This is a genomic window from Solitalea lacus (assembly GCF_022014595.1).
GTDB lineage: Bacteria > Bacteroidota > Bacteroidia > Sphingobacteriales > Sphingobacteriaceae > Solitalea > Solitalea lacus.
Map to the genome: position 1 here is coordinate 2513923 of NZ_CP091740.1, position 13016 is coordinate 2526938.

General features: G+C 35.5%; 13 protein-coding genes. 9 read left to right on the top strand and 4 right to left on the bottom strand.

The window, feature by feature from the left end; genetic code table 11:
- Positions 1-4 precede the first annotated feature (4 nt).
- The 5 genes from purL (at position 5) to fbp (ending at position 5430) form a co-directional block, all read left to right on the top strand.
- On the top strand, positions 5-2230 hold the full coding sequence (gene purL / locus L2B55_RS10645; protein WP_237845355.1) for a phosphoribosylformylglycinamidine synthase subunit PurL: 2226 nt from the start codon (positions 5-7) through the stop codon (positions 2228-2230).
- Positions 2231-2298: 68 nt separating this feature from the next.
- Positions 2299-2937 carry a YiiX/YebB-like N1pC/P60 family cysteine hydrolase gene (locus L2B55_RS10650; protein ID WP_237845362.1) on the top strand — a complete coding sequence of 213 codons (639 nt, stop codon included), beginning with the start codon at positions 2299-2301 and terminating at the stop codon, positions 2935-2937.
- Positions 2938-2947: 10 nt separating this feature from the next.
- The gene (locus tag L2B55_RS10655; RefSeq protein WP_237845370.1) at positions 2948-3655 is read left to right on the top strand and encodes a tRNA1(Val) (adenine(37)-N6)-methyltransferase; all 708 of its coding nucleotides are present in this window, start codon (positions 2948-2950) and stop codon (positions 3653-3655) included.
- Between the two features lie 17 nt (positions 3656-3672).
- Entirely contained in the window at positions 3673-4167 is a 495-nt protein-coding gene (locus tag L2B55_RS10660; RefSeq protein ID WP_237845377.1) for a metallophosphoesterase family protein, read from the top strand.
- A gap of 222 nt (positions 4168-4389) precedes the next feature.
- Positions 4390-5430, top strand: a complete 1041-nt coding sequence (fbp, locus tag L2B55_RS10665; protein WP_237845379.1) for a class 1 fructose-bisphosphatase — start codon at positions 4390-4392, stop codon at positions 5428-5430.
- 1207 nt (positions 5431-6637) lie between these two features.
- On the opposite strand, the gene L2B55_RS10670 is transcribed toward fbp, so the two are convergent.
- Positions 6638-7426, bottom strand: coding sequence for an amidohydrolase (locus tag L2B55_RS10670; RefSeq protein ID WP_237845381.1), 789 nt, complete (start codon positions 7424-7426; stop codon positions 6638-6640).
- A 26-nt stretch (positions 7427-7452) separates the two neighbouring features.
- Positions 7453-8598, bottom strand: coding sequence for a methionine aminotransferase (locus L2B55_RS10675; protein ID WP_237845388.1), 1146 nt, complete (start codon positions 8596-8598; stop codon positions 7453-7455).
- Between the two features lie 132 nt (positions 8599-8730).
- Between L2B55_RS10675 and L2B55_RS10680 the strand changes: the two genes are divergently transcribed.
- The 4 genes from L2B55_RS10680 to L2B55_RS10695 all read left to right on the top strand — a co-directional run bounded on the left by L2B55_RS10680 (position 8731) and on the right by L2B55_RS10695 (position 11700).
- Positions 8731-9687 carry an ABC transporter substrate-binding protein gene (locus L2B55_RS10680; protein ID WP_237845390.1) on the top strand — a complete coding sequence of 319 codons (957 nt, stop codon included), beginning with the start codon at positions 8731-8733 and terminating at the stop codon, positions 9685-9687.
- Between the two features lie 29 nt (positions 9688-9716).
- Complete coding sequence (locus L2B55_RS10685; protein WP_237845397.1) at positions 9717-10172, top strand: hypothetical protein; 456 nt, start codon at positions 9717-9719, stop codon at positions 10170-10172.
- Between the two features lie 147 nt (positions 10173-10319).
- Positions 10320-10955, top strand: coding sequence for a SatD family protein (locus tag L2B55_RS10690; protein ID WP_237845404.1), 636 nt, complete (start codon positions 10320-10322; stop codon positions 10953-10955).
- Positions 10948-11700, top strand: a complete 753-nt coding sequence (locus tag L2B55_RS10695; protein ID WP_237845407.1) for a DUF3307 domain-containing protein — start codon at positions 10948-10950, stop codon at positions 11698-11700. The genes L2B55_RS10690 and L2B55_RS10695 overlap by 8 nt, the downstream gene beginning before the upstream one ends.
- Positions 11701-11746: 46 nt before the next feature.
- Here L2B55_RS10695 and L2B55_RS10700 read toward each other — a convergent pair whose 3' ends face one another.
- Together L2B55_RS10700 and L2B55_RS10705 are read right to left on the bottom strand one after the other, a co-directional pair.
- Positions 11747-12433, bottom strand: coding sequence for a TlpA family protein disulfide reductase (locus L2B55_RS10700; RefSeq protein WP_237845409.1), 687 nt, complete (start codon positions 12431-12433; stop codon positions 11747-11749).
- Positions 12434-12435: 2 nt separating this feature from the next.
- A complete protein-coding gene (locus tag L2B55_RS10705) occupies positions 12436-13014 on the bottom strand; it encodes an acyl-CoA thioesterase (RefSeq protein WP_237845410.1) in 579 nt (192 codons plus the stop codon).
- Positions 13015-13016: the final 2 nt, after the last annotated feature.

The window sequence follows — 13016 nt, forward strand, 5'->3', positions numbered from 1 at the left end:
AACATTGGAACATCTGGAGTTAACCACTGTTGAAACGGCAAAAGATCTTGGACTTTTGCCTGAAGAATTTGATAAAATCAAAGAAATTTTAGGACGCACCCCTAACTTTAACGAACTGAGCATTTTTGCCGTAATGTGGAGTGAGCACTGTTCGTACAAAAATTCAATCGTTTGGTTGAAAACCTTACCAAAAGAAGGTCCACGTATGTTGGCCAAAGCAGGTGAGGAGAATGCCGGATTAGTTGATATAGGTGACGGCTTGGCTTGCTGTTTTAAAATTGAATCTCATAACCACCCATCAGCCTTAGAACCTTATCAAGGTGCGGCTACCGGTGTTGGTGGTATTAACCGTGATATTTTTACTATGGGCGCCCGTCCGGTTGCTCAATTAAACTCATTACGTTTTGGCGATATTAACCTTGACCGTACCAAATGGCTTGTAAAAGGCGTTGTTAAAGGTATCGGCGATTATGGAAATGCTTTTGGTATCCCTACCGTTGGCGGTGAAGTTTTCTTTGATGAGAGCTTTAACGTAAATCCATTGGTTAATGCCATGTCAGCTGGTATTGTTAAAGTAGGAGAAACTGTTTCTGCAACATCTCACGGTGTTGGCAACCCTGTGTATATTGTAGGTTCTGCTACCGGTAAAGATGGCATTCACGGAGCGGCTTTTGCCTCTAAAGATATCACCGAAGATTCGGTAAATGACTTACCATCGGTTCAGGTTGGAGACCCATTCCAGGAAAAACTCTTATTGGAAGCTACGCTTGAAGTAATTCAATCAGGAGCGGTTGTAGGAATGCAAGACATGGGTGCTGCAGGTATCATCTGTTCAAACTCAGAAATGTCAGCTAAAGGCGAACACGGTATGCGCATCGATTTGGATAAAGTACCAACTCGCCAGGAAAACATGAAGCCATGGGAAATCCTGCTTTCAGAATCACAAGAGCGTATGCTTATTGTGGTAGAAAAAGGCAAAGAAGCGATTGTTGAAGCTATCTTTGATAAATGGGATTTGAATTGTGCTATTATCGGTGAAGTAACCAACACCAAACGCTTGCATTACTATATGCACGGTACCTTGGTTGCAGATGTTCCAGCCGAAGACCTAGTATTAGGTGGTGGAGCTCCTGTATATCACCGCGAATTCCGTGAACCAGCATACATGGCTGAGCACAAGTCCTTTAAGATTGAAGATATTAAGCAACCTGAGAATTTAAAAGAAGTTGCTGAACATTTAATTTCACATCCAAATATTGCTTCAAAACGTTGGGTGTACAATCAATATGATTCAACAGTTGGTACTCTAAATATGACAACCAACCGTCCAAGCGATGCAGGTGTGGTTGATGTTCGTGGTACAGACAAAGCCTTGGCATTAACAGTAGATTGTAACTCTCGTTACGTTTACGCTGACCCTGAAGAAGGCTGCGCTATCGCTGTTGCGGAAGCGGCCCGTAACATTGTTTGTGCAGGTGGTGAACCTGTTGCAATTACCAATTGTTTGAACTTCGGTAACCCGTATATTCCTGAGGTTTATTGGCAGTTTGTTAGTGCTATTAAAGGTATGGGGAAAGCTTGTACCAAGTTCGAAACTCCTGTTACTGGCGGTAACGTAAGTTTCTACAACCAGTCAAGCGATGAAGGACCTGTATTCCCTACACCAACTATTGGTATGTTGGGTATATTGGATAATAAAAAGTCCTTAACTACTTTAGATTTCAAAAACGAAGGTGATTTAATTTACCTTGTTGGTGAATCTAAAAATGACATTGCAGCTTCACAATACTTGGCGTCGTATCATAATATTGAGAAATATCCTGCTCCGTATTTTGATTTGGAAAAAGAATATGATATGCACCAAGCCATTAAAGGTTTAATTAAAGAAGAATTAATTGCTTCTGCACATGATGTTGCGGACGGTGGTTTATTTATCGCTTTATTTGAATCGGCTATGCACAAAGGCTTCGGTTTTGAAATTGAATCTGATGAAAGCGTGCGTAAGGATGCTTTCTTATTCGGAGAAGCTCAAGGCCGTGTTGTGGTATCAGTAAAACCTGAATTACAAGAACAATTCATAGAGTTCATGTCAACCAGCGGTGTTGAATTTAGCTTATTAGGTAAAGTAAATGAAAACCCTGAAATGCTTATTGATGGTGAATCATTTGGGGCTGTACCAGCGACTAAACATGTTTATGATAATGTTTTACATAGCTATTTAGGCGAATAACCTCAAAACATTAATATTATTTAATGAAAAAGCCTCGTTTATCGAGGCTTTTTTCTTAAAATAGGTTCATGATGTTTCGAAATACCATTATTATAATTCTTCTCTTAATTTCATTTCATAATTATCACTTATCAGCCCAAACGCTAAACGGCATTAAATTGCAAAATGGTGATTTGTTATTTGTGGATTTGGATTGCGGCCCACTTTGCGATGCCATCGAAGAGGTAACAATAAGCCACGGAAGTAATCACTTTTCACATATTGGTTTGGTTTATTTAAAAGTTGACACTGCATTTGTAATTGAAGCAATTGGGAATAGAGTGCAATTAACACCAATGGCTATTTTTGCAGATAGAACGGAACATAAAATTTGTATTGGCAGATTAAAACCATCGAAACAATATTTGATTACCCAGGCAGTAAAATTTGCTACTGATAAGTTAGGTACTAAATATGATGAAGCTTTTTTGTACGATAACGATAAATATTATTGTTCAGAACTAATTTACGATGCATTTAAAGCTGCAAATAATAAAAAGCCATTTTTCAAACTGGAACCCATGACCTTTAAAAAGCCAGGCAGCAATGAGTTTTATCCTGTTTGGATTGAATACTATCAAAAATTAAATATTAATATCCCAGAAGGAAAACCTGGAATAAACCCGGGTGGTATTTCTCGTTCTAAAAAGATTGTATTATTAAATTAATTGGGAAGTAATGTCAAAAGAGTATTTTCAGTTTAAACAGTTTAAGGTCTTTCATGACAAATGTGCAATGAAAGTGGGAACGGATGGTGTGTTGCTTGGTACATTAACAGAAACCCAAAACAGCAAACAAATACTTGATATAGGTACAGGCACTGGATTGATAGCCTTAATTTTGGCCCAACGAACGGATGCTCAGATTGATGCGGTTGAGATTGATAATGAAGCTGCAAATCAATCCGGATTTAACTTTTCCATATCTCCTTGGAGTAAACGATTGTCTTCTTTTCATTCTTCAATCTTCGATTTTAAAAACGATAAAAAATATGATTTGATCGTTTCCAATCCACCTTATTTTATCAATTCATTAAAATCAGAAGGGAAGAAAAAAGAAATTGCCCGCCATGTTGATGATGAATTCTTCCTAAACCTATGCAAAAAAATTGAAGAGTTTCTAGCTGATAATGGGACATGCTGGATTATACTTCCGGTTATTGAAATGGAGCATTTTACGAAAGAGGCTTTGAAAATGGGATTGAATCATATTAAATCAATTGAAATTCATTCATTTGATCATTCTCCTGTAAAAAGAATCATTCGTTCATTTTCAAGAGAAAAAGATATAGAACCAGAAGCCTATAAATTTATAATCTATGATTCTCCTGGAAAACATTCCTCACAATATAAAAATATAGCAAAGGATTTTCTCAGCATCTTTTAATCTCGTCTCTAGAATAAATGAAAAAAATCGGACTACTATCAGATACACATAGTTATATTGACGATGAACTCTTTGAGCATTTTAAAGATGTAGATGAGATTTGGCATGCTGGTGATGTAGGAGCTCCGGAAGTATTGGAAAAATTAATTGCCTTTAAACCTGTAAAAGGCGTTTGGGGAAATATTGATGGTAAAGACGTCAGAGCAATGCTCCCATTTATCAACAGATTTGTTTGTGAAGAGGTGAATGTAATGATGACCCATATTGGAGGTTACCCTGGCAAGTATATCCCCAAAATCAAAGCAGAATTATTAAAAGAACCAATTGACTTATTCATTTGTGGCCACTCACATATTTTAAAAGTGATGTACGATAAGCAATATGGCTTCCTCCATATGAATCCGGGAGCGTATGGTAAAGAAGGCTTTCACCAAGTTCGCACCTTACTTCGATTTTCAATTACAGGTAAACAAATACACAATTTGGAGATCATTGAGTTAAAAAGGCGGTAATTTTAACTGAAATGCACAAAACTTAAAAAATCCTTAACTTTTCGCATGTTCTTATACTTTTAGCTAAAGGTTTCAAAATTATACACAGAACCTATAAATAGTTTAGCTTATTTGCATTAAAATTAGGTGTACAGTATACACTAAGACTATTTTTAAAGCATCTGCTTATTTCTCTAAGCATAAAATTTGACTTAATTTCGAAGCACCATTTCAATAAACTTTATGACAAAAGTAATGACGCTTGGACAGTTTATCATTGAGCGCCAAGCTGAGTTTCCTTATGCGAAGGGGGAGCTTTCACGCCTATTACGAGACATTGGCATTGCTGCCAAAATTGTTAACCGTGAAGTAAACAAAGCAGGACTTGTTGACATTTTAGGCGAGGCTGGCACAATGAATGTGCAAGGCGAAGCCGTTAAAAAGCTAGATGTTTATGCCAACGACCAATTTATCTCTGCTTTACAAAGTGGTGGCGAATGTTGCCTCATCGCATCGGAGGAAAATGAAGATGTAATTCGCATTGACAGCGAGGTTTCTCGCAATGCTAAATACATTGTAGCCATTGACCCTTTAGACGGTTCTTCAAACATTGATGTGAATGTTGCCGTTGGAACAATCTTCTCTATTTATCGCCGTAAAACTGAAAGTGGTCCTTGCACCAAAGTAGATGTTTTACAAAAAGGTGTTGAGCAAATTGCTGCCGGCTATGTGATTTATGGCTCATCAACCATGTTAGTTTATACCACTGGACATGGTGTAAATGGCTTCACACTCGATCCATCAATCGGTGAATTTTGTCTATCTCACCCTAACATGCAGTTTCCTAAAACCGGTAAATTATATTCCTTAAACGAAGGTAACTATGTTCATTTTCCGGAAGGAGTAAAAAAATATCTTAAATATTGCCAGGTAGAAGATACAGAAACCAATCGTCCTTACACCTCACGTTATATCGGTTCAATGGTAGCAGATATTCATCGTAACATGATTAAAGGCGGTATCTTTATTTATCCTACTACAGCAAGTTCACCTAAAGGAAAATTACGTTTAGTTTATGAATGTAATCCTTTAGCATTTATTGTAGAACAAGCCGGAGGTAGGGCAACAAATGGGTTCAGTAGAATTATGGAGCTACCTGTTAAAGAAGTTCATCAACGTACGCCAATTTTTATCGGTTCAGAAGAAATGGTTAAAAAGGCAGAAGAATTTATGCGCGAGTATTCACCTGAATTAGAAGAAACACTGCAGATTGCAGAAGCATAATTTTTAACTTAAGCAAAGTAGATTCAATACTAAAGAGTTCGTCTTTATAAAGGCGGACTCTTTTTTTGTTTCATTTCTAACACACAGAATCTTTCAAACTTCTTAAAACTTTTGATTATCAATTTCACAGTACTTGTTCAGTTATAAAACCCATTAAAAAATCATAAATAATTGATAATTAGAAGATAATATTATTTTTCAATCAAAAATCATATTAAAAGTACATGCATTCCCTCGCATAGTCCATTGATTCAAAAGGTAATTAAGATGAAATTTGCATCAATACAAACAACTGATAATAAGACCATTAATAAATTTTCTTCATAGATACAACTGCGACACTCGTTGTCGTAGTTGTTTTTTAAAGTAAGAAACACAAAATATTAGCCATTGGCATAATTTAACCGAAAAACCAAGAAGGGCAATTTTACAATTGCCCTTTGTTCGTCTAAATAAATTACATTCTCATTTGTTTTCTTCCCATAAAAACCTAATCATTAAATCACAACTATTTGATAATGAATGTATAAAATTATAACTACACCAAAAATCGTGTGAAAAGTACATGCATTCCCTAGCATAGTCCATTGATTCAAAAGGCAATTAAGGGGAAATTTGCATCAGTACAAAAAGTTGATAATTAGACAATTAATCAAATTTTCTTCATAGTAACAACTGCGGCACTCGTTGTCGTAGTTGTTTTTTAAGTAAGAAAAACAAAATATTAGCCATAAGGCATAATTTAACCGAAAGACCAAGATCAAGGGCAATTATACAATTGCCCTTCGTTCGTATAAATAAGTTACATTCTCATTTGTTTTCTTACTATAAAAACCTTACCACTAAATATAAATACCTGATAATTAACATATAACGATTAGAATCACGGCGAAAATCGTATGAAAAGTACATGAATTCCCTTGCATAGTCCATTTGTTTGGGTGGTAAGAATGAGGATATTTGTCTTAATCCCAGTAGGGGATTTTAAAAGGAATAAAATAACCTTCTTTTCTTCATAGTTACAACTGCGGCACTTGTTGTCGTAGTTGTTCTCAAAGCTAAATACTTAATCCTTCTTTCAAAAAGAGGATTAATTTATTATACTGAAACACAAAACATTAGCCTTGTAAAAGGCATAATTTAATCAAAACCAAGAGCCTGGGCAATTGTAAAATTGCCCTTTTTCGTTTTTATCACTGGATAGTGCTTACACTCTCTTTATATTAAAATCGTCCTGATCTTTTAAAAAGGGAAATGCTCTACGCACAAATTCCAAGGTCTCACCAGATAGCTCTAAAGTAAACATATCTTCATCATGTTCTTTATGATATAACACAACGCCATCAGGAGCAATAATCATACTATTTCCGCTATGGTAAATTTCATTTCCATCATTACCAACCCGATTCACACCTACAACATAACTCTGATTTTCAATAGCTCTGGCTGGCAAAAGAGTTTTCCAATGCAGGGAGCGACGCTCAGGCCAGTTGGCCACAATCAGATATAAATCATACGGATTATCTTTTTTATTTCGAGCCCAAACAGGAAAACGCAGATCATAACAAATCATCGGGCATATATTCCAGCCCTTAAGATCAACCAATAGCTTTTTATCTCCAGCTGCATAGGTATCATCCTCTTTACCTAAACCAAAAAGATGCCGTTTATCATATGTTTCAAAACTGCCATCCGGACGCATCCAAACCAAACGATTGTAGAACTTATTCTGCTCTTCAACAATTATGCTTCCTGTTATTACGGCGTTCATATGGCCAGCCATTTCAGCTAACCATCTTACGGTTTTACCTTTGGCTTGTTCTGCCAACATTGATGCATTCATGGTAAAACCGGTACTGAACATTTCCGGTAAAATTATTAGGTCTGTTTTTTCTTTTAATGCAAGCATTTTTTGCCCCAACATTGATAAATTGGCATCAATGTTCTCCCAATACAATGCAGTTTGTATGATAGTTATGGTTATATTAGATTTCATGTTTATGTTATGATCATCAAAGAACCTTAAATTTTCATCAATCTTTCTACCGCTTTATTCAGTGTCTCCTCAGTTTTAGCAAAACAAAAACGGATTACTTTATGATCAGCTGAACTTGTATAAAAAACAGAAGTAGGAATAGTTGCTACACCAAACTCTTTTGTTATACGAACAGCAAAATCATAATCACCTTCATCTGAAATTTTGTTGTAATGAGCCGTCTGAAAATAAGAACCTGCCACTGGTAGCAAATCAAACTTGGTATTTTTCATTAAACCAGCAAAATAATCTCGCTTTTGCTGATACATCTCTTTTATACTTAAGTAATTATCAGGGATAGCCATAAAATCGGCGAGGGCATATTGAATAGGGGTAACGCAAGTATAAATTGCGAACTGTTGCAACTTACGAATTTCAGCCATTAAATAATCCGGACCTAATAAGTACCCCATACGCCAACCTGTAGTATGAAATGTTTTTCCAAATGATGAAACAATCAAACTACGTTCTGCCAGTTCGGGATATTTTGCAACACTATGATGAGTTTTACCGTCGAAAATAATATGCTCATACACTTCATCGCTCAAAATCAAAATATCGGTACCTTTCACAATCTTAATGAGTTCATCAATATCACTCTTACTCAAAACTGTTCCTGTAGGATTATGTGGAGTATTGAGCATAATCATTCGTGTTTTATGCGAAATCAACTTTTTTACTTTCTCCCAGTCAATTTTATAATCAGGAGGAGCTAGTTCGATAGGCCGTGGAATACCACCATGTACGCGGATGTTTGGCGAATAACAATCGTAAGCAGGCTCAAAAATGATTACTTCGTCACCATCTCTAATAAAGGCCTCAATTACAGAAAATATAGCTTGAGTACCTCCGGCAGTAATGGTCACTTCTGTATCTGCACAGTAATTTTTCCCTGTTAAGCTATAGGTCATTTCAGCTATGCGCTCGCGGAGAGGCAATATTCCTGCAGGTGGGGCATATTGGTTCATGCCCTTTTTCATATAGTCATTCACCAAACTGATTAATTGGGGCGAAGTAGGAAAGTCAGGAAACCCTTGAGCTAAATTAACTGCCTTATACTCAATTGCCAATCCCGTCATAACAGGAAAAATTGAAGCACCAACCTGAGGTAGTTTAGAATTAATTGCAATCATATTTTAGTAGCGTACAGAATTTTTGATTTCAAAATTTATCTTTACATCAACATATGCCAATGTTTAACGTAATGATTTTTATTAAAAGATTTTTAAAAACGTTGCCTAAACTATAAAAAACAAATTAAACAGATGAAAAAAGGATTTCTTTTACTTTACTGTGTTATTTTTTTATTCGGATGTACTTCAAATTCAAGCAAATCAAAATTGCGCAAAATTGCTTTTGTTGATGCCTTTGAAGATGCCACTTTAGCTCAAGCCAAGCAAGGCTTTTATGATGCATTGAAAAAAGGAGGATTTGAAGACAAAAAAAATATTGAAATTATTTATAGTAATGCACAAAATAATATCCCAACGCTTATACAATCTATAAATTATGCCGTTAGTGAAAAGGTTGAACTAATTGCGACTAATGCAACTTTGCCAACCATTACTGCAGCACAACGAGAGCGATCCATTCCAATTTTTATGATGGTTTCTTCAAGCCCTAAAATGGCTGGTTTAACTGATCAGGCTGGCAATCCGCCTGCAAATTTATATGGAGTATATGAAACTACGAATTACATAGACACGTCAGTTGCACTCATAAAAATCCTAAAACCATCTGTTAAACGCCTGGCCGCAATTTACAATCAATCAGAACCGCAATCTGTGGATGCCTACAATAGTATTGTTAAACAATCAAAAGCTTCGGGAATGGAATTGGTAGTTTTGCCTGTAAATAGCTCTGCTGAAACCCAATTGGTTGTTGAATCATTATTGTCTAAGAAGGTGGATGCCTTTTTTGCCTTACCCGACAATACTGTGTTTGCTTCCTTTGAAACCATTGTAAAAAGTTGTGACAAAGCCAATGTTCCAGTATTTACTAGTGAAGCCGGCTTGGTTAAACGTGGTGCTGTTGCAGCCTTTGGAGCAGATTTGTATCAATGGGGGTATCAATCGGGTGAGCAAGCCGTTGCTTATTTAAAAGATCCTAAAACAAGTAATCTCAAACCTGAAGTGGTGAAAGTTCGTAAGCGTGTATATAACCCAACTGTTGCTTCCAAATTCGGAATTAAAGTGGGTGAAGGGTTTGAGGAGGTAAAGTAAACTTTAATACAAGGACAATTAAACGAAATATGAAAAAGTTGAACCTACACTATTTACTATTTAGCATTTCATTTATAATCTTTAACTCTTGTACTACAGATAAGATTAAGGAAAAAATAAATAAAACAGGAGACGTTGCAGGGCAGGCTTTGGGAGAGTTTAGTAGTGGTGTAAAAACAGGTGTAGAAAAAGCTGTTGAACCTAAAATTGAAATAAATGCTAGGTTAAAAAAGGTTGGTATTGATTTTGGCAAAATGACTGTTTCCGGTGATTCATCTAATATTGACAATATTTTAACTGCCTATTTAATATTTAATGAAAATTATAAAGGGACTATAACTGCAAAAGCATTTGATAAAAACAACCTTGAAATGGGTAGAGTTAAAATAAACATTAAAGGTATTAAAGATGAAGCAAAGTATGTTGATTTTCATTTTGATAAAAGAACAGACATTGCAAATGATAGTAGATTAACATTGGAATAAACTAAATATCAACGGTATTTGTTCTGTTAAGCATTTCTTCCTCTTCATAAAACCTTTAAATTATAGATTATTAAGTCTATAATAATTAATTATAGTTTAATTAGACTATAATTTTACTTTATAGATTAATTAATCTATATTAGAGTGATGATTTATGCAGTACTAACAGCAGATATTGTAAATTCAACTAGTTTGGATAAAGCCGACAGGGAACTTTTATTGAATACACTAAAAGGATTATCAAGCCAAATCGACGGAATTGAATTTCATATTTTCAGGGGAGATGCCTTTCAAGGTTTAAGTGAGAAACCTTGGCTAGCCTTAGAACAATGTATTAAAACTCGCGCTTATCTTCTAAAAACAAACACATCATCACGCTCGGTGTGTTTTGATGCACGAATGGCTATTGGACTGGGAGGCGTTAGCCTCAAAGCTGAGACCATTGAAGAATCAGACGGGGAGGCTTTCCGAAACTCAGGTCAACTTCTGGATGAAAAAAGCTCTAAAAGGTTATTATTTAAAAGTCCTTGGGAGGAGATTAATGCCGAAATGCAAGTACTTTGCATATTACTCGACGTAATTATCAATAAATGGACATTGGCGCAAGCAGAAGTTATCTGGGAACGTTTAAATGGGTTTAACCAAATGGCCATAGCCCAAAAGCTTGGGATTTCACAAGCCTCGGTAAACAATCGCCTAAAATTAGCTGAATTTGATGCTTTACAGACTGTATTAAACCGCTACCAAACAATTATACAAGCAAAAACTAAATCCAATGCATGATTTATTTACCTATGAACAAGGGTCTATTTTAGTTAGATTATTAATTGCACACCTATTGGTTGATTTCGTTTTTCAACCCAAAAAATGGGTACAACATAAACAAAGCATTAAAGCCTCAACAGGCTTTTTATATTTACATGGATTTCTTTCAGGACTAATCTCTGTTCTTTTATTGGTAACATTAGGAGGAAAGGTAGTAACCGCAGGAATTATTTTAGCCATTTCACATACCTTAATTGATTACTGGAAGGTTCGCCAACACAAATACAGCTTATCAATCTTCCTTATTGACCAACTACTTCACCTTGTTGTTATTCTAATTGTTTGGCTTTGGTTAATTAAAGGTTGGGGATTATTCATCAACATCATCATACAACAGTTAAGTAATTTTAAAATCATACTAATCCTTGCTGCTTACCTAATGGTGATATGGCCACTGGGCATCATCATTAATATAGCTACAAAGCACTGGCGCGAAAAAATCAATGATGACCTGGCAAGTTTGGAAAATGCCGGTAAGTGGATCGGTATTTTTGAGCGTATTATGGTGCTTACTTTTTTGTTAATGCAACAATTCGAAGGCATAGGATTTCTGATTGCTGCCAAATCGATATTGCGTTACAGTGATCAGGATACCGATAAGAACAAAGCTCGAAAACAAACCGAATATGTGCTTATTGGCACATTAATCAGCTTTTCATTAAGTATACTAATAGGAGTGGCTATAAACCTACTTTTAAAATAAAATCAAGTATTCTATCTATTTAATTACTTTAAATAAAAAATTAGAACTATTTAATTCTTAACGCTTTATCAATTTGATACATCAAAATTGATTTAATAGGAGGGATGAAACCACCGACAATGAATTGAGTTTTACCTTGAGGAGTAATAATGAGGTTAGTTGGAAAAGTGCCTATTTCTAACTCTTCAATCTGCTTCTCCGCATCAACAACTTGCTGGTAATTAAATTCCCTCTTTGCTAAAAACAGTTCGACCTTTTCTTTTTTATCTGTTGAAAAAGCCAGAAAAACCACATTCGGATTCTGTTTATAATATTCAGCTATTTCGTTCAATTCGGGTAATTCCTTTAAACAAGGTGCACAGGTTGTAAACCAAAAGTTTACAACAATTACCTTTCCTTTCAACTGTTCAAAACTTAAGGATTTTCCATCTAGCGTTGTAAACTGAAAATTCGGAACCCGAACATCCTTTGTGAAAAAGCGATTGGGAGTCATTATGGCTGTTAATGCTGCGTCTTTTTCCTCCAGCGAGTTTTTCTGCAATTTAATTTCAGTAAACTCGCCTGCATCATTTTGAACGTTCTGCATTTTATAATCACCTGTCAACAATAAGTAACTCATTTCATCATAAGAAATAACCTTATTATTAGCGTCTTTTATTATAATCTCCTGTTTCTTTTGTTGCCCGCAACTTAAAATCGGCACCAACAAAAGCATCAACAATAATGTTCTCATTATTATTTTGCGTGGTTAAGATCTAAAATACAGCGTTCATTATCCAAAAGACTAATTTCATCATCCAGATTTTCGAAAGCCTTTATATTATCAAACTCATGAGCATAACGCTTTTTTATTTCCCTTCTTTTAATTGCTTCAATAAAACGTCGTAATTGCACATGGTTTTCCAATATCAGTCCTGGCACCTGCTTAGGTTTATTAGTATCCTCATCTTTAGCTACCATTGTAAAATAGGAGGTATTTGTGTGTTTCACCTCACGTGTTTTTACATTTTCACTTTCAACTCTTATCCCCACAACCAAAGAGGTATTACCCACATAATTAACAGAAGCATGCATTGACACGAGATCACCCACCTCAACAGGCGCCAAGAAGTTAACTTCATCAACCGAAACTGTTACACAATAAGTACCTGCATGACGGGAAGCGCAAGCATAAGCAACTTTATCCATCAATGAAAGCAATATCCCACCATGAATTTTCCCTCCAAAATTAGCGTAAGATGGGATCATCAATTCTGTAATTGTTGTTTGAGAATGTTTAACTGAATAAAACTCTTTAGGATTGTTTGGTTTCATTA

Excerpts from the sequence above, each read along its gene's own strand:
- L2B55_RS10650 (WP_237845362.1), top strand. The coding sequence starts at position 2,299 with ATGATGTTTCGAAATACCATTATTATAATTCTTCTCTTAATTTCATTT.
- L2B55_RS10655 (WP_237845370.1), top strand. The coding sequence starts at position 2,948 with ATGTCAAAAGAGTATTTTCAGTTTAAACAGTTTAAGGTCTTTCATGAC.
- L2B55_RS10660 (WP_237845377.1), top strand. The coding sequence starts at position 3,673 with ATGAAAAAAATCGGACTACTATCAGATACACATAGTTATATTGACGAT.
- fbp (WP_237845379.1), top strand. The coding sequence starts at position 4,390 with ATGACAAAAGTAATGACGCTTGGACAGTTTATCATTGAGCGCCAAGCT.
- L2B55_RS10670 (WP_237845381.1), bottom strand. The coding sequence starts at position 7,426 with ATGAAATCTAATATAACCATAACTATCATACAAACTGCATTGTATTGG.
- L2B55_RS10675 (WP_237845388.1), bottom strand. The coding sequence starts at position 8,598 with ATGATTGCAATTAATTCTAAACTACCTCAGGTTGGTGCTTCAATTTTT.
- L2B55_RS10680 (WP_237845390.1), top strand. The coding sequence starts at position 8,731 with ATGAAAAAAGGATTTCTTTTACTTTACTGTGTTATTTTTTTATTCGGA.
- L2B55_RS10685 (WP_237845397.1), top strand. The coding sequence starts at position 9,717 with ATGAAAAAGTTGAACCTACACTATTTACTATTTAGCATTTCATTTATA.
- L2B55_RS10690 (WP_237845404.1), top strand. The coding sequence starts at position 10,320 with ATGATTTATGCAGTACTAACAGCAGATATTGTAAATTCAACTAGTTTG.
- L2B55_RS10695 (WP_237845407.1), top strand. The coding sequence starts at position 10,948 with ATGCATGATTTATTTACCTATGAACAAGGGTCTATTTTAGTTAGATTA.
- L2B55_RS10700 (WP_237845409.1), bottom strand. The coding sequence starts at position 12,433 with ATGAGAACATTATTGTTGATGCTTTTGTTGGTGCCGATTTTAAGTTGC.
- L2B55_RS10705 (WP_237845410.1), bottom strand. The coding sequence starts at position 13,014 with ATGAAACCAAACAATCCTAAAGAGTTTTATTCAGTTAAACATTCTCAA.